The organism is Streptomyces misionensis (assembly GCF_900104815.1).
Lineage (GTDB): Bacteria > Actinomycetota > Actinomycetes > Streptomycetales > Streptomycetaceae > Streptomyces > Streptomyces misionensis.
Map to the genome: position 1 here is coordinate 1,448,798 of NZ_FNTD01000004.1, position 18,655 is coordinate 1,467,452.

Consider the following 18,655-nt stretch of genomic DNA (forward strand, 5'->3'; position numbering starts at 1 on the left):
CTGGCGTTGCGCTCGGACGGGCCGCGCGCGAAGGTCTAAGCACAGCCCGCTCCCAGGGAGGTCAGCCATGCCCATCGCGACGGTGAACCCGGCGAACGGCGAGACGCTCAAGACGTACGAGCCCATGGGCGAGGAGGAGCTGGAACGCCGGCTCCAGCTCGCCGAGGCCACGTTCCGCACGTACCGGACGACCACGTTCGCCGAGCGCGCCCGGCTGCTGAACAAGGCCGCCGACCTGCTGGACGAGGACCGGCAGGAAATCGGCAGGGTCATGACCACCGAGATGGGCAAGCCCGTCCAGCAGGCCCGCGCGGAGGCCGCGAAGTGCGCCAAGGCCATGCGCTGGTACGCCGAGCACGCCGAGGCCCTGCTCGCCGACGAGGAGCCCGCCGCGGCCGACGTAGAGGACTCCGGGGCGAGCCGGGTGCGGGTCCGCTACCGCCCGCTGGGCCCCGTGCTCGCGGTGATGCCGTGGAACTTCCCGCTGTGGCAGGTGGTCCGGTTCGCCGCGCCCGCGCTGATGGCGGGCAACGTGGGACTGCTCAAGCACGCCTCCAACGTCCCCCAGACCGCCCTCTACCTGGAGGACCTGTTCCACCGGGCGGGCTTCCCCGAGGGCTGTTTCCAGACACTGCTGATCGGCTCCGCCGCGGCGGACGACATCCTGCGCGACGAGCGGGTCAGGGCGGCCACCCTCACGGGCGGCGAGCCCGCCGGGCGCGCGGTCGCCTCCACCGCCGGGGAGATGATCAAGAAGACGGTGCTGGAGCTGGGCGGCAGCGACCCCTTCGTCGTGCTGCCCTCCGCCGACATCGACCGCGCGGCCCAGGTCGCCGTGACCGCGCGCGTGCAGAACAACGGGCAGTCCTGCATCGCCGCCAAGCGGTTCATCGTGCACACCGACGTCTACGACGCCTTCGCCGAGCGGTTCGTCGCGGGCATGAAGGCGCTGAAGGTCGGCGACCCGCTGGAGGAGGACACCGAGGTCGGGCCGCTCTCCAGCGAGCAGGGGCGCAAGGACCTGGAGGAGCTGGTCGACGACGCCAGGCGCAGCGGGGCGCGGGTGCTGTGCGGCGGCGAGCGGCCGGACGGACCGGGCTGGTACTACCCGCCGACCGTGCTCGCCGGCATCACCCGGGAGATGCGCATCCACCGCGAGGAGGCCTTCGGACCGGTGGCAACGCTGTACCGGGCCGACGACCTGGAAGAGGCGCTGCTCATCGCCAACGACTCGCCGTTCGGCCTGAGTTCGAACGTCTGGACGCGGGAGGAGAGCGAGATCGAGCGGTTCGCGCGGGACCTGGAGGCCGGGGCGGTGTACGTCAACGGGATGACCGCCTCGCACCCGGCGTTCCCCTTCGGCGGCGTGAAGCGGTCGGGGTACGGCCGTGAGCTGTCCGGGCACGGAATCCGGGAGTTCTGCAACATCACGACGGTTTGGCAGAGTGCGTGACGGCTGCGGGTCTACCATCCCCTTTTGTGAACCGCGAAGTGACTCTGCCTCTGATCGTCGACGACCGCGGGACCTTGCAGGTGGCCGCGGCCGATGTGAGCAAGTTGTTGCGGACCGTGGGCGGGCGCTGGCTGCGGTTGGTCGAGGCCGGGGAGCGAGGGCTGGACGAGGACACCGTCGCCGCGCTGACGATCGAGCTGGCGAAGCTGGCGGACCGGATCGACGTGGCGTGCATCGCGCACAGCAGCGGCCCGCCGTAGGAGCCCGCCCCGGAACACCCCCTCGTACGTTCGTAGCGGTCCCCCGTACGCACGGGCCCGCTCCCTGTCGGACGTCCCGGCGCCCCAGGGCCGCCTGACCGCCGCCGTCGCCCGCCGCTCCGGCTCGGGCGACGGCCCGGCGAAGAGGCCGAAGAAGGCGCAGGTGGTGTCCGGGAAGCCGTAGCGGGTAGCGGGTGAGCGGACCCGTGGCGGTCCGGGCGCAATGGCCGTCCCAGGCTGCGAAGTTGACGGCCGGCGCCACGACCGCGTCGGCGGGGACGCCTTTAGGGCGAGCCAGGCCGGACGGGCCTGGCAGCGGGCTCGGGGGCCTGCCCGTGGGCGACGTTCTCCGGTGTCGGCGCGCGCCGCGTTCGGCGAGCGGTACGACGGGGTGACCGAGGGGACCGGACCGACGGCCCCGACGGCGCTCCCCAGCAGGTCTTTCTCGCTAACGGCCGGCGTGGTTTTTTCGCTCGTCCGGCCTCGGAAGTCCTCCTTCGGGACTGACGCGGCGTCCCCGATTCGGAGTAACCCAACGCGAGATACTCGTCCCCCCGGGTGACGGTGGGTGAAGCACCTCCTGAGGTGAACCACCTTCTGACCGGTGGGTGAAGGCCCACCGGACACGCGGAAAGCAGGGACGGTTCATGGCGACTTTGTGCAGACCATCGGTGTCGGTCCCGGAGCACGTGATCACGATGGAGGAGACGCTGGAGCTGGCGCGCTCGCGCCACGCCGACCACCCTCAACTGGCGCTGGCACTGCGGCTCATCGAGAACACCGGCGTGAAGACCCGGCACATCGTGCAGCCCATCGAGGAGACCCTCAAGCACCCCGGCTTCGAGGACCGCAACAAGCTCTACGAGTCCGAGGCGAAGGCCCGGGTCCCCGCGGTGATCCAGCGGGCGCTGGACGACGCCGAGCTGCTCACCACCGACATCGACGTGATCATCTACGTGTCGTGCACGGGCTTCATGATGCCCTCGCTCACGGCCTGGCTGATCAACGAGATGGACTTCGACAGCACCACCCGCCAACTCCCCATCGCCCAGCTGGGCTGCGCGGCCGGCGGCGCCGCGATCAACCGGGCCCACGACTTCTGCACGGCGTACCCCAACGCCAACGCGCTGATCGTGGCCTGCGAGTTCTGCTCGCTGTGCTACCAGCCCACCGACCTCGGCGTCGGCTCGCTGCTGTCCAACGGCCTGTTCGGTGACGGCATCGCCGCCGCCGTGGTGCGTGGACGCGGCGGCAAGGGCGTCCGGCTGGAGCGCAACGGCTCCTACCTGATCCCGAAGACCGAGGACTGGATCGCCTACGACGTGCGGGCCACCGGGTTCCACTTCCTGCTGGACAAGCGGGTGCCCACCACCATGGAACCGCTCGCCCCGGCGCTCAAGGACCTGGCGGGCAACCACGGCTGGGACGCCACCGACCTGGACTTCTACATCATCCACGCCGGCGGCCCCCGCATCCTCGACGACCTCAGCAAGTTCCTGGAGGTCGAGCCGCACGCATTCCGGTTCAGCCGGTCCACGCTCACCGAGTACGGCAACATCGCCAGCGCCGTCGTCCTGGACGCGCTGCGCCGGCTGTTCGACGAGGGCGGCGCCGAGAAGGGGGCGCGCGGACTGCTCGCCGGCTTCGGCCCCGGCATCACGGCCGAGATGACGGTGGGCCGCTGGAGCGACGGGGACGAGGGCGGGGGCGGGCGATGACCGAGACCGAGGAGGCGACGCTCAGCGAGGCCGTGCCGCCGGTCCGGTACTGGCCGGCGCTCGACCTGACCGGGACGGACTTCGACCCGGTGCTCAGGGAGCTGATGGCCGAGGGCCCGGTCACCCGCGTCCAGCTGCCCAACGGCGAGGGCTGGGCGTGGCTGGTCACCCGCTACGACGATGTGCGGATGGTGACCAACGACCCCCGCTTCGGCCGTGAGGCGGTCATGGACAAGCCGGTCACCCGGCTGGCCCCGCACTTCATACCCGACCGGGGCGCGGTCGGCTTCCTGGACCCGCCCGACCACACCCGGCTGCGCCGTTCGGTCACCGCGGCGTTCACCGCGAAGGGCGTGGAGCGGGTGCGCGACAAGGCCCGCGCCACGCTGGACGAGATGGTCGACCGGCTCCTGGCCGACGGCCCGCCCGCCGACCTGACGGCGGCGGTCCTCAGCCCGTTCCCCATCGCGGTGATCTGCGAGCTGATGGGCGTTCCGGCGGCCGACCGGCACGACATGCACGAGTGGACCCAGCTGATCCTGTCGTCCGCGCACGGCAAGGAGGTCAGCGAGCGGGCCAAGCGCGAGATGAGCGCGTACTTCCGCGACCTCGTCGGGCGGCGCGTGGACAGCACGGACGAGGACGTCGCCTCGCTGCTGGGCGCCGCCGTGGGCCTGGGCGAGGTCACCCTGGAGGAGGCCGTCGGGCTCGCCGTGCTGCTCCAGATCGGCGGCGAGGCGGTCACCAACAACAGCGGGCAGATGGTCTATCTGCTGCTGACCCGCCCCGAGCTGGCCGAACGGCTGCGCTACGAGCCGGCGATCCGCCCCCGGGCCATCGACGAATTGCTGCGGTACATCCCGCACCGCAACGCGGTCGGCCTGTCCCGGATCGCCCTGGAGGACGTCGAGATCAGGGGCGTGCGGATCCGCGCGGGCGACGCGGTCTACGTCTCCTACCTGGCCGCCAACCGCGACCCGGAGGTCTTCCCCGATCCGGAGACGATCGACGTCACCCGCAGCCCCAACCCGCATGTCTCCTTCGGCTTCGGGCCGCACTACTGCCCGGGCGGTCAGCTCGCCCGGCTGGAGTCCGAGCTGATCGTCGACGCCCTGCTGGACCGGGTACCGGGCCTGAAGCTGGCCGTGCCGCCCGATGAGGTGCCCTTCAGGAAGGGCGCGCTGATCCGTGGTCCCGAGGCCCTGCCCGTGATGTGGTGAGGCCGCGATGACGACGATCGAAGGACTGACATCGGCATCGGTCGACGGGCTGCTCGTCCCGCCGGGCCACGGCCGGGTGGTGGAGACGCCCGCACAGCGGGTCACGTACAAGGTCACCGGCGTGCACTCACGGATGGCCTCCACCTTCGAGGTGGAGGTCCCGCCGGGCTTCGACGTCGGTGCCCATGTGCACACCCGCAGCGAGGAGTTGTTCTACGTCCTGGAGGGCGAGCTGGACGTGCTCGCCTTCGAGCCCCGCATCCGTACCCCCGACAACTGGAAGAAGTGGGAGTCGAGTTCGGGCAACAGGGTGGTCCGGGCGACGCCGGGCACCGTCATCGTCGTACCCCCCGGCTGCCCGCACGCGTTCGCCAACCCGACGGACAGTCCCGCCAAGATGTTCTTCCAGGCGAGCCCGCCCCCCGACCACGAGCGCTACTTCGAGGAGCTGCTGGAGATCCTGGGCGACGGCGGACCGCCCGACCAGGAGGCGATCGAGGCGCTGCGACTGAAGTACGACATCGAGCAGCTCACGCCGCTCCGGCACCGGTGACCACGGTCACCCCGAAGGGCGGGGGGACCGGGCGGCCGGCCGCGATCGACGGATCGCGGCCGGCCGCCCGGTTCGACGGTGACGTCAGCGAATGGACATCCCGGACAGCGTCCGCGCGATGACCAGCCGCTGGATCTCGCTGGTCCCCTCGAAGATGGTGTAGATGGCCGCGTCCCGGTGCATGCGCTCCACCGGGTACTCGCGGGTGTACCCGTTCCCGCCGAGGATCTGGATCGCCTGCGCGGTCACCTTCTTCGCGGTCTCGCTGGCGAAGAGCTTGGACATCGACCCCTCGGCCGCGGTGAACGGCTTCCCGTTGATCGCCATCCACGAAGCCCGCCACACCAGCAGCCGCGCGGCGTCGATCTGCGTCCGCATGTCCGCCAGCTGGAAGGCGACGCCCTGGTTGTCGATGATCGGCCGCCCGAACTGCTCCCGGGTCCTGGCGTAGTCGAGGGCGACCTCGTAGGCGGCCCGCGCGGTGCCCACGGCCATCGCCCCGACCGCCGGGCGCGACGCCTCGAACGTGGCCATCGCCGCGTTCTTCACCCGCTCGCCGCCCTGGGCCTTCGCCTTCTCGCGGGCGCGCGCGAGGCGCTCGTCCAGCTTCTCCTTGCCGCCGAGCAGGCAGGACCCGGGGACGCGGACGTCGTCGAGGACGACCTCGGCGGTGTGCGAGGCGCGGATGCCGTGCTTCTTGAACTTCTGGCCCTGCGTGAGGCCCGGCGTGCCCGGCGGGACGATGAAGGAGGCGTGGCCCTTGGACCCCAGCTCCGGGTCGACGCTGGCCACCACGACGTGGACGTTGGCTATGCCGCCGTTGGTCGCCCAGGTCTTCGTGCCGTTGAGCACCCACTCGTCCTTGGCCTCGTCGTAGACCGCGCGGGTGCGCAGGGAGGCCACGTCGGAGCCGGCGTCGGGCTCGGAGGAGCAGAACGCGGCGACCTTGACGTCGGTGGCGTCGCCGTACATCTGCGGGATCCAGGTGCCGATCTGCTCCTCGGTGCCGTTGGCGAGGACGCCGACCGCGGCCAGACCGGTGCCGACGATGGACAGCGCGATGCCCGCGTCGCCCCAGAACAGCTCCTCCATGGCCATCGGGATGCCGAGGCCGGTGGGGTCGAAGTACTGCTGCGCGTAGAAGTCGAGGGAGTAGATGCCGACCTTCGCGGCCTCCTGGATGACCGGCCAGGGGGTCTCCTCGCGCTCGTCCCACTCGGCGGCGGCCGGCCGGATCACCTCGGCGGCGAAGCCATGGAGCCAGTCCCGGACTTCCTTTTGTTCGTCGTTCAGCTCCATGGTGAACTCGGCCATGTCCCCTCCAGCGGCGTACGGTGTTACTAGCGGTAACGCGAGTCTGTTACCGACGGGTAGGAAAAGTCAACCTGCGATGGCCTCTCGGCAGCCCGTTCGATGCCAGGGCCACGGGCAGTGTTAGTTTGCGCAGGCGTCACCGATTCAGCACGGGTGGGGAGAGTACATGGACACCACGCAGCGGACCGATCAGCAGCGGTCCGCCGACCGCCGACGGCGCGAGCTGCTGGAGGCCGCCGACCGGGTGGTGCTCCGCGACGGCCCGCAGGCGTCGATGAACGCGATCGCCGCCGAGGCGGGGATCACCAAGCCGATCCTCTACCGCCACTTCGGCGACAAGGGCGGGCTCTACGCCGCCCTCGCCAAGCGGCACACCGACGCGCTGCTGTCCTCCCTGCGCGCGGCGCTGGACGCCCCGGCGGACCGGCGCGAGCGCGTGGAGTCCACGCTGGACACCTACCTCGCCGCCATCGAGGCCCGCCCCCAGGTCTACCGGTTCCTGATGCACCCGGCCGAGGGCAGCACCGGCACCGACCAGGGCTTCGACGTGGGCAAGCACAGCGCCCCGCTGCTGCGGCGGATGGGCGAGGACCTGGCCCAGGTCATCGAGGAGCGGGTGGACCTCGGCCCCGGCAGCCAGCAGCTCGCCCGGGTGTGGGGGCACGGCATCGTCGGCATGATGCACGCCGCCGGCGACTGGTGGCTGGGCGAACGTCCCTGCTCCCGCGCGGAGTTGGTGCGCTCCCTCGCCGACCTGCTGTGGGGCCGGCTGGCGGCCGCCGGGGACAGGGTGGGCGGACCCGGCTTCTGAGTCAGCGGCTCCAGGAGGCCCGCCGGATCCGCCGCTCCAGCAGGCGCCGCCGCCACCCCGTCACACGGTCCGCGTAGACCCGGCCCTCCAGATGGTCGCACTCGTGTTGCAGGCACCGGGCGAAGAAACCCGTGCCGTGGACGGTGACCGGCTCCCCCGTCACCGTGAAACCCTCGACCACCGCGTGGTCGTACCGCTCCGTGCCCGCTTCCAGGCCCGGCAGCGACAGACAGCCCTCGGGCCCCCGCAGCACGATCCCGTCCACCGTCACCAGCCGCGGGTTCACCACATGGCCGAGATGCCGGACGTCCTCGTCGTCCGGGCAGTCGTAGACGAACACCCGCAGGGGCACCCCGATCTGATTCGCGGCCAGACCCACTCCCCGCGCCGCGTACATCGTGGCGAACAGGTCCTCCACGAGCGCCGCGAGCGCGGGGCCGAAGTCGGTGACCTCCGCGCATCGTTCGCGCAAGCCGCCGTCGCCGAGCAGGGTGAGGGGCCGGACGCGCCCGTGGGCGCCCGCAATGGAACCGTGTCGCATGGCGGCAAGGGTACGGTTCGTTCAGCTCATGCCCGCCGCCATGGGTGCGACCGGGATTCGGGTGTGGGAATGGATCTCGATAGGCTGAGGGTTCACACCACGTTGCCGGATGGCCCCAGGCGCGGCGCGTACGCAAGGAGGATCGAGAACTGATGGCAGGCAACTCGGACCCGCTCACGCCGCGGGCCAAGCTGGCCGTGACCGCGGGCAAGGCGGTCGCTGCGGCATCGCGCGCCGCCGGGCGGGGCAGCGGGTCGGTGATCGGGGGACGGGTCGCGCTCAGACTCGACCCCGACCTCCTGGCGCGGCTCGCCCAGAACCTGGACGTCGTGCTGGTGTCCGCCACCAACGGCAAGACCACCACCACCCGGCTGATCGCGGAGGCGCTGCGCGCCGCGGGCCCGGTGGTGTCCAACGCGCTCGGCGCCAACATGCCGGCCGGCATCACCTCGGCGCTCGCGGGCGGCTCGGACGCCAAGTTCGGCGTCATAGAGGTCGACGAGAAGTACCTGGCCGGAGTGGCCCGGGACACCGACCCCAAGTGCATCGCCCTGCTCAACCTCTCGCGCGACCAGCTCGACCGCGCCGCCGAGACCCGGATGCTCGCCGAGAACTGGCGCGAGGGCCTGGCCGGCTCCAAGGCGGTCGTCGTCGCCAACTGCGACGACCCGCTGGTGGTGTGGGCCGCCTCCTCCTCCCCGAACGTGATCTGGGTCGCGGCCGGGCAGATGTGGAAGGACGACGCCTGGTCCTGCCCGTCCTGCGGTGGCGTGATGCAGCGCCCCGGCGACGACTGGTTCTGCGGCGAGTGCGGCTTCCGCCGGCCCACGCCCTCCTGGGCGCTGTCCGGGGACCACGTCCTCGACCCGCACGGCTCGGCCTGGCCGATCCACCTCCAGCTGCCGGGCCGCGCCAACAAGGCCAACGCGGCCAGCTCCGCGGCCGTCGCCGCCGTCTTCGGGGTGCCGCCGCAGGTCGCCCTGGAGCGGATGTACCAGGTGCAGGCGGTCGCCGGACGCTATGACGTCGTGCAGTTCCAGAACCGGGACCTGCGGCTGCTGCTGGCCAAGAACCCGGCCGGCTGGCTGGAGACCTTCTCCCTGATCGACCCGCCGCCCGCCCCGGTGATCCTGTCCGTGAACGCGCGCGGGGCCGACGGCACCGACACCTCCTGGCTGTGGGACGTCGACTACACCCGGCTGACCGGCCACCCGATCTTCGTGCTCGGTGACCGCAAGCTGGACCTCGCCGTCCGCCTGGAAGTGGCCAACCAGCACTTCCAGGTCTGCGAGAACCTCGACCAGGCCGTGCAGCTGTGCCCGCCGGGCCGGATCGAGGTCATCGCGAACTACACCGCGTTCCAGGACCTGCGCCGCCGCGTCGGCAACTGATCTTCGAAGGGCGATCACCTCATGAGCGACAACCAACTGCGGCTGGTGTGGATCTACCCGGACCTGCTGAGCACCTACGGCGACCAGGGCAACGCCCTCGTCGTGGAGCGCCGGGCCCGGCAGCGCGGCCTGGACGTGGCCCGGCTGGACGTGCGCAGCGACCAGCCGATCCCGACCTCCGGCGACATCTATCTGATCGGCGGCGGCGAGGACCGTCCGCAGCGGCTCGCGGCCGAGCGGCTGCGCCGTGACGGGCACCTCCAGCGGGCGGTGCAGAACGGGGCCATCGTCTTCTCGGTGTGCGCCGGCTACCAGATCCTCGGCCACGAGTTCATCAACGACCTCGGCCAGCGCGAGCCGGGCCTCGGGCTGCTCGACGTCGTCTCGGTGCGCGGCGAGGGCGAGCGGTGCGTCGGCGACGTGCTCGCGGACATCGACCCGCAGCTCGGACTGCCCCCGCTGACCGGCTTCGAGAACCACCAGGGCGTCACCCATCTCGGCCCCACGGCCCGCCCGTTCGCCCGGACCAAGATCGGCCGGGGCAACGGCACCGGGGACGGCACGGAGGGCGCCTACAACGGGACCGTCTTCGGCACGTACATGCACGGGCCGGTCCTCGCCCGCAACCCGCTGATCGCCGATCTCCTGCTGAAGCTGGCGCTCGACGTCAACGCGCTGCCGCCGATCGACGACCGCTGGTACGACGCGCTGCGCGAGGAGCGCATCGCGGCCGCGCAGCAGCCCGCGTAGGCACCGGCGCGCGGCTCCCGCGAGCCGCGCGTCAGGACCTTCTCAGCGGTTTCCGGCAGGCTTGTGGCGGGCCCGACTGACGGCTCGTCCGCTCATCTGGGCGGGCGCGTCCAGCAGGCGGACGCCCGCTACGGAGCCACCCCCTCACGCCGGTAGGGTGATCGGGAATCCGCCGGACAACGTGGTCCGGTCTCCCGGCCCACGTTCGAGAAGGTAATTCGGGCTATGCGCATTGGTGTCCTCACGTCCGGCGGCGACTGCCCCGGCCTGAACGCCGTCATCCGGTCCGTCGTGCACCGTGCCGTCGCCGACCACGGCGACGAGGTCATCGGTTTCCGGGACGGCTGGAAGGGCCTGCTGGAGTGCGACTCCGTGAAGCTCGACCTGGACGCCGTGGGCGGCATCCTGGCGCGCGGCGGCACCATCCTCGGCTCCTCCCGGGTCCGCCCGGAGCACCTGCGCGACGGTGTCGAGCGGGCCAAGGGACACGTGGCGGATCTCGGCCTCGACGCGATCATCCCGATCGGCGGCGAGGGCACCCTGAAGGCGGCCCGGCTGCTTTCGGACAGCGGGCTGCCCATCGTGGGCGTGCCGAAGACGATCGACAATGACATCGCTGTCACCGATGTCACCTTCGGCTTCGACACCGCCGTGACCGTGGCGACCGAGGCGCTGGACCGGCTGAAGACCACCGCCGAGTCCCACCAGCGGGTGCTGATCGTGGAGGTCATGGGCCGGCACACCGGCTGGATCGCCCTGCACTCCGGCATGGCGGCCGGCGCCCACGCCGTCGTCGTACCGGAACGGCCCTTCGACATCGACGAGTTGACCAGGAAGGTCGGCGACCGGTTCGCGGCGGGCAAGCGCTTCGCCATCGTGGTCGCCGCCGAGGGCGCCAAGCCCCGCGCCGGCACCATGGACTTCGACGAGGGCGGCAAGGACGTCTACGGCCACGAGCGCTTCGCCGGCATCGCCCGCCAGCTCTCCGTCGAGCTGGAACAGCGGCTCGGCAAGGAGGCGCGGCCGGTCATCCTCGGGCATGTGCAGCGCGGCGGCACCCCGACCGCCTACGACCGGGTGCTGGCCACCCGCTTCGGCTGGCACGCGGTGGAGGCGGTGCACCGGGGCGAGTTCGGGATGATGACGGCGCTGCGCGGCACGGAGATCGTGATGGTGTCGCTGGCGGAGGCCGTGGAGACCCTGAAGACGGTCCCGACGGAGCGGTACGACGAGGCGGAGTGCGTCCTTTAGCCCGGCTGCGTGACACCCGTGCGCCCGGCCGTTGGTCCGGCCGTGAACTACCCGCCCCCGGTCATCGGCATGACCGGGGGCGGCTCTACTCTTGTGGGCGGACAGAATCGCACAACTCCCACGAATCAGGAGCCGCCGCATGGATCACATGGGTCACATGGATCACAGCGGACACGGCATGATGATGGACATGCCACCGTTCACGCTCGGGCGGGGGCTCCAGTGGTCGGCCGAACCCTTCTTCCTGGTGACCTGCCTGCTCGGGCTGGCCCTGTACGGGTGGGGGGTCGTACGGCTGCGCCGGCGCGGCGACACGTGGTCCATGGCCCGGACGGTCTCGTTCGTCACCGGTGTGCTGACGATCATGCTGGTGATGTGCACCAGGCTGAACGACTACGGGATGGTCATGTTCAGCGTGCACATGGTGCAGCACATGGTCATCAGCATGCTGTCGCCGATCCTGATCCTGCTCGGCGCTCCGGTCACGCTGGCGCTGCGCGCGCTGCCGACCGCGGGCCGGGGCCGCACGGGCCCGCGCGAGCTGCTGCTGATGCTGCTGCACAGCCGGTACATGCGGGTCATCACCCACCCGCTGTTCACCATCCCGATGTTCATCGCGAGCCTGTACGTGCTCTACTTCACCCCGCTGTTCGACTTCCTGATGGGGTCGAGGACCGGGCACATCGCGATGATGGTGCACTTCCTCGCGGTCGGTGTCGTCTTCTTCTGGCCGATCATCGGCGTGGACCCGGGTCCGCACCGGCCGGGTCACCTGATGCGGATGCTGGAGCTGTTCGCGGGCATGCCGTTCCACGCGTTCTTCGGCATCGCGCTGATGATGGCGTCGACCCCGATGGTGACGACGTTCCTGCACCCGCCCGCCTCGCTCGGCATCGACGCCCTCTCCGACCAGAACTCGGCCGGCGGCATCGCCTGGGCCTTCAGCGAGGTCCCCTCCGTGGTCGTGCTGATCGCGCTGCTGTTCCAGTGGTACGGCTCCGAGCAGCGCCAGGCCAAGCGCAAGGACCGGCAGGCGGACCGGGACGGCGACAAGGAGCTGGAGGCGTACAACGCCTACCTGGCCTCGCTGAGCACACGCCAGGGCTGAGTTCCGGGCTCCGCCGGGACTCGGCTCCGGGGAAATCCGGGGACCTGGTCGGGGGTATCCCCTACGGGCGGCGGCCGGGGCACCATGGTCGGGACGGACCATGAGGGGGGTTGCCGCGATGCCCGGTTCCACCAAGGCGATGGGCGCGCTCACGGCCGGCGCGCTCGTCGCCGTGACCGCGTACACGGTCGCGCTCGGCGGTGACGGCTGGCTCTGGTTCGGCTGGGTGGTGCTGGGGCTGCTGACCCTCGCCATGGCCGTCACCCAGCCGTAGCCGCGTCGCGGGTCCCGGCTGATTACAGTGCCCGCATGAACAGCAGGACGCCGTCCTTCGACGATCTCGACCGCAAGATCACCACCGCCCTGATGGCGAACGCCAGGACCAGCTTCGCCGAGATCGGCGCGGCGATCGGGCTCTCCGCGACGGCGGTCAAGCGGCGCGTGGACCGGCTGCGCGAGACCGGGGTGATCACCGGGTTCACGGCCACCGTGCGGCCCTCGGCGCTCGGCTGGCGCACCGAGGCGTACGTCGAGGTCTACTGCGAGGGCGCGGCCCCGCCCCGGCGCCTCGCGGAGGTCGTCCGCAACCATCCGGAGATCACGGCGGCCATGACGGTGACCGGCGGCGCCGACGCGCTGCTGCACGTGCGGGCGCGGGACGTGGAGCACTTCGAGGAGGTGCTGGAGCGGATCCGCACCGAGCCGTTCATCCGGAAGACGATCAGCGTGATGGTGCTCTCCCATCTGCTCCCCGACAGCCCGGAGGCGGGGGCCACCCAGGCGGCCCCGGAGTGACCCGCGGACGGCGCGCCGACGCCCCGAAAAGGGGCGTGCGGAGGGCGCACGGAGGACCCGGAAACGGGGTGTGGGCGGCCGTCGGCGGATGATCAGAAGTATGCGCAAAAAGCCTGCGTGATAGACGGGTACTACGCAGGAAAGCTGCACATCCGCGCAGCTTTCTTCGCTTGTCGCGCGTCCGGCTTCGTTCCTACCTTGGTGTCACCCATCAGTGACAGACGGAAACCGGAGGGAACCCTCTGTGTCCGAAAGCCGTGAATCGCGCCCTCGGCGCTTCCTTGTCTGTGAACCCAGGCACTTCGCGGTGCAGTACACGATCAACCCCTGGATGAACCCCGACCGGCCGGTTGACGTGGACCTCGCGCGGGACCAGTGGCAGGAGCTGATCCGCACCTACCGCGCCCACGGCCACACCGTCGACTCCCTGGAGCCGGTGCCGGGCCTGCCGGACATGGTGTTCTCGGCCAACGCGGCGTGCGTGGTCGAGGGCCGGGTCTTCGGCTCGCTGTTCCACGCGCCGCAGCGGCGCCCCGAGTCGGTGCACTACGACACCTGGTTCAAGGCGGCGGGCTACGACGTGTACCGCCCCGAGGCGGTGTCCGAGGGCGAGGGCGATCTGGTGTGGACGGGCCGGTACATCCTGGCCGGGACCGGGTTCCGCACCACCCGCGAGGCGCACCGTGAGGCCCAGGAGTTCCTGGGGCACCCGGTGATCGGCCTGACTCTGGTGGACCCGTACTTCTACCATCTGGACACGGCGCTGTTCGTGCTGGACGACGCCAATGTCTGCTACTACCCCGAGGCGTTCTCGCCGGGCAGCCGCGAGGTGCTGCGGCGCCTGTTCCCGGACGCGGTGCTGGCCACCCGCGAGGACGCGCTCGCCTGGGGCCTGAACTCGGTGTCCGACGGCCGGCACGTGTTCATCGCCCCCCAGGCCGAGGTGCTGTGCGAGCGCCTCGCCGACCGTGGTTACGTCCCCGTCCCCGTCGACCTGTCGGAGTTCCACAAGGCCGGCGGTGGCATCAAGTGCTGCACCCAGGAGATCCGCTGATGACCGCACCCGCGCGCACCCGTACGTCCGACGACCTGATCCGTGCGGAGGAGCCGGTCCTGGCGCACAACTACCACCCGCTGCCGGTGGTCGTGGCCCGGGCCGAGGGCAGTTGGGTGGAGGACGTCGAGGGCCGCCGCTACCTGGACATGCTGGCCGGGTACTCGGCGCTCAACTTCGGCCACCGGCACCCGGCCCTGATCGAGGCCGCCCACCGCCAGCTCGACCTGCTCACGCTCACCTCCCGCGCGTTCCACAACGACCGGCTCGCTGAGTTCGCCGAACGGCTCGCGGCGCTGACCGGCCTGGACATGGTGCTGCCGATGAACACCGGCGCGGAGGCCGTGGAGAGCGGCATCAAGCTGGCCCGCAAGTGGGCCTACGACGTCAAGGGCGTGCCGGCCGACCGGGCGACGATCGTGGTCGCGGCGGACAACTTCCACGGCCGTACGACCACGATCGTCAGCTTCTCCACCGACGAGACGGCCCGCTCGGGCTTCGGGCCGTTCACTCCGGGCTTCAAGGTCGTGCCGTACAACGACCTGGCGGCGCTGGAGGCGGCGGTCGACGACACGACGGCGGCGGTGCTGATCGAGCCCATCCAGGGCGAGGCCGGGGTGATCGTCCCGGACGACGGTTACCTCGCGGGCGTGCGCGAGCTGACCCGGCGCGAGGGGTGCCTGTTCGTCGCGGACGAGATCCAGTCCGGCCTCGGCCGCACGGGCCGCACCCTCGCCGTCGAGCACGAGGACGTCGTGCCGGACGTGCTGCTGCTCGGCAAGGCGCTCGGCGGCGGCATCGTGCCGGTGTCCGCGGTGGTGGCCCGGCGCGAGGTGATGGGGGTGCTGCACCCGGGCGAGCACGGCTCGACCTTCGGCGGCAACCCGCTCGCGGCGGCGGTCGGCACGGCGGTGGTCGAACTGCTGGAGACCGGCGAGTTCCAGCGGCGCGCCGCCGAGCTGGGCGTGGTCCTGCGGGACGGGCTGACCGAGCTGGTGGGCAAGGGCGTGCTCGGCTTCCGCTCCCGCGGTCTGTGGGCGGGCGTCGACATCGACCCGGCGATCGGCACGGGGCGGGAGATCAGCGAGCGTCTGATGCGGGAGGGCATCCTGGCCAAGGACACCCACGGCTCCACCATCCGCCTGGCCCCGCCGCTGACGATCACCGCCGAGGAACTGGGCTCGGCGCTGGCGGCACTGGAGCGGGTGCTCGGCTGACCGGACCGGGTTCCGTCCCCGCGGCCGGGAACGCTCCCCTCGGGGTTCGGTCGGGGCTTCTCCATCTCCGGGTGGAGAGGTCTCCATCGACCCGTGGGTGCTGGTGACGGGTGGGGTGCGGGGCGCAGCCTTTGGGACATGAATGCGATGCGTCCCGCACTCGCCGCCCTCACCGGTGTCTGCGTCCTGGTCTTCCTCGCGGCGTGGCTCCTCGGTGCCGCCTACTTCGGCATCCGGAGCCGCGCCGGCTCCCGCGGCCGGCCGCGCGCGTGGCGGCCGGCCCTGCGGCGCCGGACGGCGCTGACCGCGGGCGTGGTGGTGTTCGCCGGGCTGATACGGCTCACCGGGAGGTTCTGGGACGGCCTCCGCTTCTGGCGGCCCGAACTCGCTCTGCCCGGCGCGCTGCTGGTCGTCGTCTCCACGGCCCTGCTGCTCTGGTCCCGCTGGGTGCTGGGCACGATGTGGGCGAGCGTCCCCACCGTCCGGCACCACCACGAACTGCGCACGGACGGCCCGTACCGGCTGGTCCGCCACCCCATCTACACCGGCATGCTCGGCCTGATCACCGGCGGGATGCTGGCCTGCGGCTTCGGCGTGTGGATCGCCTGCCTGATCGTCGCGGTCCCCTGGCTGCTGCGCCGGGTCCGGGTCGAGGACGCCCTGATGGCGCGCGAGTTCGGAGCCGCCTACGACGCCTACCGGCTGCGCGTCCCGGCGCTCCTGCCGGGCATACGCCCCGCCGTCCGGACGTATCCGGACGGCGCCGACGGCGGCCGGCCGTAGCGGGGCAACGATTGCGCCAAGCTCCCCGGTCCGGTTGCCGCCCGGGGCCGGTGGCAGCACGCTGTCCTCGCGGCCGAGCCGGGCCGCCGGAGTGAGGAGCGGCACCTTGTTCTACTGCCTCCTGAAGTACGTGCTGCTGGGTCCCCTGCTCAGACTGGTCTTCCGGCCCCGGATCGAGGGCCTGGAGAACGTGCCTGCCACGGGAGCGGCGATCGTCGCCGGGAACCACCTCTCGTTCTCCGACCACTTCCTGATGCCGGCGATCCTGAAGAGACGCATCACCTTCCTCGCCAAGGCGGAGTACTTCACCGGGCCGGGGATCAAGGGCCGGCTCACCGCGTTCTTCTTCCGCAGCGCCGGGCAGATCCCGGTGGACCGCTCGAGCAAGGAGGCGGGGCAGGCCGCGGTCCGCGAGGGCCTCGGGGTGCTGCGCAAGGGTGAACTGCTCGGCATCTACCCGGAGGGCACGCGCTCGCACGACGGCCGGCTGTACAAGGGCAAGGTCGGGGTCGCCGTGATGGCGCTGACGGCGGGCGTCCCGGTGGTGCCCTGCGCGATGATCGGCACCTTCGAGGCGCAGCCGCCCGGCAGGCTGATCCCGCGGATCCGGCCCGTCACCATCCGCTTCGGCAAGCCCCTGGAGTTCTCCCGGTTCGCCGGGATGGAGGACCAGAAGGCCGTACTGCGGGCCGTCACCGACGAGATCATGTACGCCATCCTGACCCTGTCCGAGCAGGAGTACGTCGACCAGTACGCGGCGATCGTCAAGAGCCGGCAGGCCGGCGAACGGGGCGAGAGGGAGCGCAGGTTCCCCCGGGCACCCCTCGGCTGACACCGCGAGGACGCCGGGCCCGCCCGACGCGCGCGGCGCTCAGGACACGCCCGGGCCCCGGTATTCGGCCGCGATGCCGAAGCGCTGTTGTTCGCGCGGGGCGGACGGGACGTCGCGGACGCGGGACACCGTGCTGGTCACCTGTTCCTCGCCCGGCTCCTCCGCGCCGTCGAGGGCGTCGAGGCGCTCCAGGTCGGCGGCGGAGACCAGCGCGACCAGCGGCTTGCCGTGCCGGGTCACGACGACGCGCTCGCCGCCGTACACCACCCGGTTGATCAGGTCGGCCAGCTCAGCCCTGGCTTGGGTCACCGGAATCTCGTAGGCCATACCCCCATGATACCCACGCGTACGTAATGTACATTCTGTACAGAAGCCGGGAGCCCGGCTCTGCCGCGAGGAGGGGTGTGCCCAGATGTTCCGACCGTCTGCCCGTTATGTCCTGCCCGAGTTCACCGAACGCACCACCGGTTTCGGGGAGCGCAGGCTCGATCCGTACTCGAAGCTGTTCGAGAGCCGGGTCGTCTTCCTCGGGACGCCCCTGGACGAGGCGGCGGCGAGCGATGTGATCACCCAGTTCATGCACCTCGAACACCTGGCGCCGGAGCGGGACATCACGCTCTACCTGAACTGCCCGGGCGGCTCGTTCCATGCGATGACGGCGGTCTACGACACGATGCAGTACGTCACCTGCGAGGTGCAGACCTACTGCCTGGGCCAGGCCGCCTCGGTCGGTGCGGTACTGCTCGCCGCGGGCACCCCGGGCAAGCGGTTCACCCTGCCGGGCGCCCGCGTGGTCCTCTCCCAGCCCGCGCTCTCCGAGCCGGCGCAGGGCCAGCCGAGCGACCTGGTGATCCAGGCGGAGGAGCTGTCCCGGATGCGCGCCCTCATGGAGGAGATCCTGGTCCGCCACACCGGCCGCGGCGAGGAGCAGGTCCATCAGGACCTGGAGCGTGACCTCGTGCTGGACGCGCCGGGTGCACGGTCGTACGGCCTGGTGGACGGGGTGGTCCCGAGCCGCCGCGACCTCCCCGGCGAGCGGTGAACGGGCCGTGCTGCCCGAGGAGTTGCCGCCGCTGCCCGCGCTGACGCGCGCGGAGGGCGAGCTGGTGGACCGTTACCTGGACGTGGTCGACCAGCTGGGCAGGATCAACCCGGCGCGCGACGGGGACACCTATCGCGGGCTGCGCGCCGCGCAGGCGCTGGTGCGCAAGGCGGAGGAGCTGCGCGACGCGCTGGATCTGATGCACCGGCGGGGCGAGCGGGAGCTGCACGGCGGCACGCTGGCACGCGCCCTTCGGGTGCTGGACGGCGAGCGCCGGGCCGCGCGCGTCGCGCTCCCGCCACAGGCCTCGAACTGATCCGGACGGCCGTGGGGCCCGGCCGGTACCGCGCGTCTGCGCGCCCGGCCGGGCCCCCGCGCGAAACGGCCCGAACGATGTACCGCCGACCGGTGTATATCCGGGTCCGTTTCCGGCGCTTCCGAGTTGCGCCGCGACCCTGCCGTGCCGTGCTGCACGATCATCTTTTCCCAGGTCCGGGGCTACGTACGGGAACTGACGAGCTATCGAACAGAGCAGCTTCCACCCGAACGGGCGAGTGGTGAG

21 protein-coding genes are annotated in these 18,655 nt (G+C 71.4%); 18 read left to right on the forward strand and 3 right to left on the reverse strand.

What is annotated here, in order from left to right:
* Positions 1–67 precede the first annotated feature (67 nt).
* The 5 genes from BLW85_RS08055 to BLW85_RS08075 all read left to right on the forward strand — a co-directional run bounded on the left by BLW85_RS08055 (position 68) and on the right by BLW85_RS08075 (position 5,204).
* Entirely contained in the window at positions 68–1,453 is a 1,386-nt protein-coding gene (locus BLW85_RS08055) for an NADP-dependent succinic semialdehyde dehydrogenase (RefSeq protein WP_074991694.1), read from the forward strand.
* A gap of 26 nt (positions 1,454–1,479) precedes the next feature.
* Positions 1,480–1,713, forward strand: coding sequence for a DUF6213 family protein (locus BLW85_RS08060; RefSeq protein WP_071828720.1), 234 nt, complete (start codon positions 1,480–1,482; stop codon positions 1,711–1,713).
* 647 nt (positions 1,714–2,360) lie between these two features.
* Complete coding sequence (locus tag BLW85_RS08065) at positions 2,361–3,431, forward strand: type III polyketide synthase (protein WP_070028138.1); 1,071 nt, start codon at positions 2,361–2,363, stop codon at positions 3,429–3,431.
* Positions 3,428–4,651 (forward strand): cytochrome P450, encoded by a 1,224-nt coding sequence (locus BLW85_RS08070; RefSeq protein WP_070028140.1) that lies wholly within the window; start codon positions 3,428–3,430, stop codon positions 4,649–4,651. The genes BLW85_RS08065 and BLW85_RS08070 overlap by 4 nt, the downstream gene beginning before the upstream one ends.
* A gap of 7 nt (positions 4,652–4,658) precedes the next feature.
* Positions 4,659–5,204, forward strand: a complete 546-nt coding sequence (locus tag BLW85_RS08075; protein WP_070028142.1) for a cupin domain-containing protein — start codon at positions 4,659–4,661, stop codon at positions 5,202–5,204.
* Between the two features lie 84 nt (positions 5,205–5,288).
* Here the strand turns inward: BLW85_RS08075 and BLW85_RS08080 are convergent, their stop codons facing one another.
* Positions 5,289–6,518 (reverse strand): acyl-CoA dehydrogenase family protein, encoded by a 1,230-nt coding sequence (locus tag BLW85_RS08080; RefSeq protein WP_070028146.1) that lies wholly within the window; start codon positions 6,516–6,518, stop codon positions 5,289–5,291.
* A gap of 166 nt (positions 6,519–6,684) precedes the next feature.
* On the opposite strand from BLW85_RS08080, the gene BLW85_RS08085 reads away from it, so the two are divergent.
* Entirely contained in the window at positions 6,685–7,329 is a 645-nt protein-coding gene (locus BLW85_RS08085; RefSeq protein ID WP_070028148.1) for a TetR/AcrR family transcriptional regulator, read from the forward strand.
* Between the two features lies 1 nt (position 7,330).
* On the opposite strand, the gene def is transcribed toward BLW85_RS08085, so the two are convergent.
* Positions 7,331–7,870, reverse strand: a complete 540-nt coding sequence (gene def / locus BLW85_RS08090; RefSeq protein WP_070028150.1) for a peptide deformylase — start codon at positions 7,868–7,870, stop codon at positions 7,331–7,333.
* A 152-nt stretch (positions 7,871–8,022) separates the two neighbouring features.
* Here def and BLW85_RS08095 point away from each other — a divergent pair, with 152 nt between their 5' ends.
* The 10 genes from BLW85_RS08095 (at position 8,023) to BLW85_RS08135 (ending at position 17,051) form a co-directional block, all read left to right on the forward strand.
* Positions 8,023–9,261, forward strand: a complete 1,239-nt coding sequence (locus BLW85_RS08095) for a MurT ligase domain-containing protein (RefSeq protein WP_074991695.1) — start codon at positions 8,023–8,025, stop codon at positions 9,259–9,261.
* Positions 9,262–9,282: 21 nt separating this feature from the next.
* Complete coding sequence (locus BLW85_RS08100) at positions 9,283–10,011, forward strand: type 1 glutamine amidotransferase (RefSeq protein ID WP_070028154.1); 729 nt, start codon at positions 9,283–9,285, stop codon at positions 10,009–10,011.
* Positions 10,012–10,236: 225 nt separating this feature from the next.
* Positions 10,237–11,262 carry a 6-phosphofructokinase gene (locus BLW85_RS08105; RefSeq protein WP_070028157.1) on the forward strand — a complete coding sequence of 342 codons (1,026 nt, stop codon included), beginning with the start codon at positions 10,237–10,239 and terminating at the stop codon, positions 11,260–11,262.
* A 157-nt stretch (positions 11,263–11,419) separates the two neighbouring features.
* Positions 11,420–12,370, forward strand: a complete 951-nt coding sequence (locus tag BLW85_RS08110; protein WP_070028159.1) for a cytochrome c oxidase assembly protein — start codon at positions 11,420–11,422, stop codon at positions 12,368–12,370.
* A gap of 118 nt (positions 12,371–12,488) precedes the next feature.
* Positions 12,489–12,644 carry a hypothetical protein gene (locus BLW85_RS39320; RefSeq protein ID WP_167381392.1) on the forward strand — a complete coding sequence of 52 codons (156 nt, stop codon included), beginning with the start codon at positions 12,489–12,491 and terminating at the stop codon, positions 12,642–12,644.
* A 35-nt stretch (positions 12,645–12,679) separates the two neighbouring features.
* On the forward strand, positions 12,680–13,165 hold the full coding sequence (locus BLW85_RS08115) for an Lrp/AsnC family transcriptional regulator (protein ID WP_070028160.1): 486 nt from the start codon (positions 12,680–12,682) through the stop codon (positions 13,163–13,165).
* A 244-nt stretch (positions 13,166–13,409) separates the two neighbouring features.
* Positions 13,410–14,219 carry a dimethylargininase gene (gene ddaH / locus BLW85_RS08120; RefSeq protein ID WP_070028162.1) on the forward strand — a complete coding sequence of 270 codons (810 nt, stop codon included), beginning with the start codon at positions 13,410–13,412 and terminating at the stop codon, positions 14,217–14,219.
* Positions 14,219–15,436, forward strand: a complete 1,218-nt coding sequence (gene rocD / locus BLW85_RS08125; protein ID WP_074991696.1) for an ornithine--oxo-acid transaminase — start codon at positions 14,219–14,221, stop codon at positions 15,434–15,436. Before ddaH ends, rocD begins: the two co-directional genes overlap by 1 nt.
* 138 nt (positions 15,437–15,574) lie before the next feature.
* Positions 15,575–16,219, forward strand: a complete 645-nt coding sequence (locus BLW85_RS08130; protein ID WP_074991697.1) for a methyltransferase family protein — start codon at positions 15,575–15,577, stop codon at positions 16,217–16,219.
* A gap of 106 nt (positions 16,220–16,325) precedes the next feature.
* Complete coding sequence (locus BLW85_RS08135) at positions 16,326–17,051, forward strand: lysophospholipid acyltransferase family protein (protein WP_070028167.1); 726 nt, start codon at positions 16,326–16,328, stop codon at positions 17,049–17,051.
* A 39-nt stretch (positions 17,052–17,090) separates the two neighbouring features.
* On the opposite strand, the gene BLW85_RS08140 is transcribed toward BLW85_RS08135, so the two are convergent.
* Positions 17,091–17,378: a type II toxin-antitoxin system Phd/YefM family antitoxin gene (locus BLW85_RS08140; protein WP_070028168.1), complete on the reverse strand. Its 288-nt coding sequence runs from the start codon at positions 17,376–17,378 to the stop codon at positions 17,091–17,093.
* Between the two features lie 85 nt (positions 17,379–17,463).
* Here BLW85_RS08140 and BLW85_RS08145 point away from each other — a divergent pair, with 85 nt between their 5' ends.
* Entirely contained in the window at positions 17,464–18,093 is a 630-nt protein-coding gene (locus BLW85_RS08145) for an ATP-dependent Clp protease proteolytic subunit (RefSeq protein ID WP_070028170.1), read from the forward strand.
* Positions 18,094–18,100: 7 nt separating this feature from the next.
* The gene (locus BLW85_RS08150; RefSeq protein WP_070028172.1) at positions 18,101–18,409 is read left to right on the forward strand and encodes a hypothetical protein; all 309 of its coding nucleotides are present in this window, start codon (positions 18,101–18,103) and stop codon (positions 18,407–18,409) included.
* The last annotated feature ends 246 nt before the right edge of the window (positions 18,410–18,655 follow it).

Coding starts and splice junctions, on each gene's coding strand:
- BLW85_RS08140 (WP_070028168.1), bottom strand. CDS start 17,378: ATGGCCTACGAGATTCCGGTGACCCAAGCCAGGGCTGAGCTGGCCGAC.
- BLW85_RS08070 (WP_070028140.1), top strand. CDS start 3,428: ATGACCGAGACCGAGGAGGCGACGCTCAGCGAGGCCGTGCCGCCGGTC.
- BLW85_RS08085 (WP_070028148.1), top strand. CDS start 6,685: ATGGACACCACGCAGCGGACCGATCAGCAGCGGTCCGCCGACCGCCGA.
- BLW85_RS08065 (WP_070028138.1), top strand. CDS start 2,361: ATGGCGACTTTGTGCAGACCATCGGTGTCGGTCCCGGAGCACGTGATC.
- BLW85_RS08100 (WP_070028154.1), top strand. CDS start 9,283: ATGAGCGACAACCAACTGCGGCTGGTGTGGATCTACCCGGACCTGCTG.
- BLW85_RS08130 (WP_074991697.1), top strand. CDS start 15,575: ATGAATGCGATGCGTCCCGCACTCGCCGCCCTCACCGGTGTCTGCGTC.
- def (WP_070028150.1), bottom strand. CDS start 7,870: ATGCGACACGGTTCCATTGCGGGCGCCCACGGGCGCGTCCGGCCCCTC.
- BLW85_RS08110 (WP_070028159.1), top strand. CDS start 11,420: ATGGATCACAGCGGACACGGCATGATGATGGACATGCCACCGTTCACG.
- rocD (WP_074991696.1), top strand. CDS start 14,219: ATGACCGCACCCGCGCGCACCCGTACGTCCGACGACCTGATCCGTGCG.
- BLW85_RS08055 (WP_074991694.1), top strand. CDS start 68: ATGCCCATCGCGACGGTGAACCCGGCGAACGGCGAGACGCTCAAGACG.
- BLW85_RS08115 (WP_070028160.1), top strand. CDS start 12,680: ATGAACAGCAGGACGCCGTCCTTCGACGATCTCGACCGCAAGATCACC.
- BLW85_RS08075 (WP_070028142.1), top strand. CDS start 4,659: ATGACGACGATCGAAGGACTGACATCGGCATCGGTCGACGGGCTGCTC.
- BLW85_RS08080 (WP_070028146.1), bottom strand. CDS start 6,518: ATGGCCGAGTTCACCATGGAGCTGAACGACGAACAAAAGGAAGTCCGG.
- BLW85_RS08105 (WP_070028157.1), top strand. CDS start 10,237: ATGCGCATTGGTGTCCTCACGTCCGGCGGCGACTGCCCCGGCCTGAAC.
- BLW85_RS39320 (WP_167381392.1), top strand. CDS start 12,489: ATGCCCGGTTCCACCAAGGCGATGGGCGCGCTCACGGCCGGCGCGCTC.
- BLW85_RS08095 (WP_074991695.1), top strand. CDS start 8,023: ATGGCAGGCAACTCGGACCCGCTCACGCCGCGGGCCAAGCTGGCCGTG.
- BLW85_RS08145 (WP_070028170.1), top strand. CDS start 17,464: ATGTTCCGACCGTCTGCCCGTTATGTCCTGCCCGAGTTCACCGAACGC.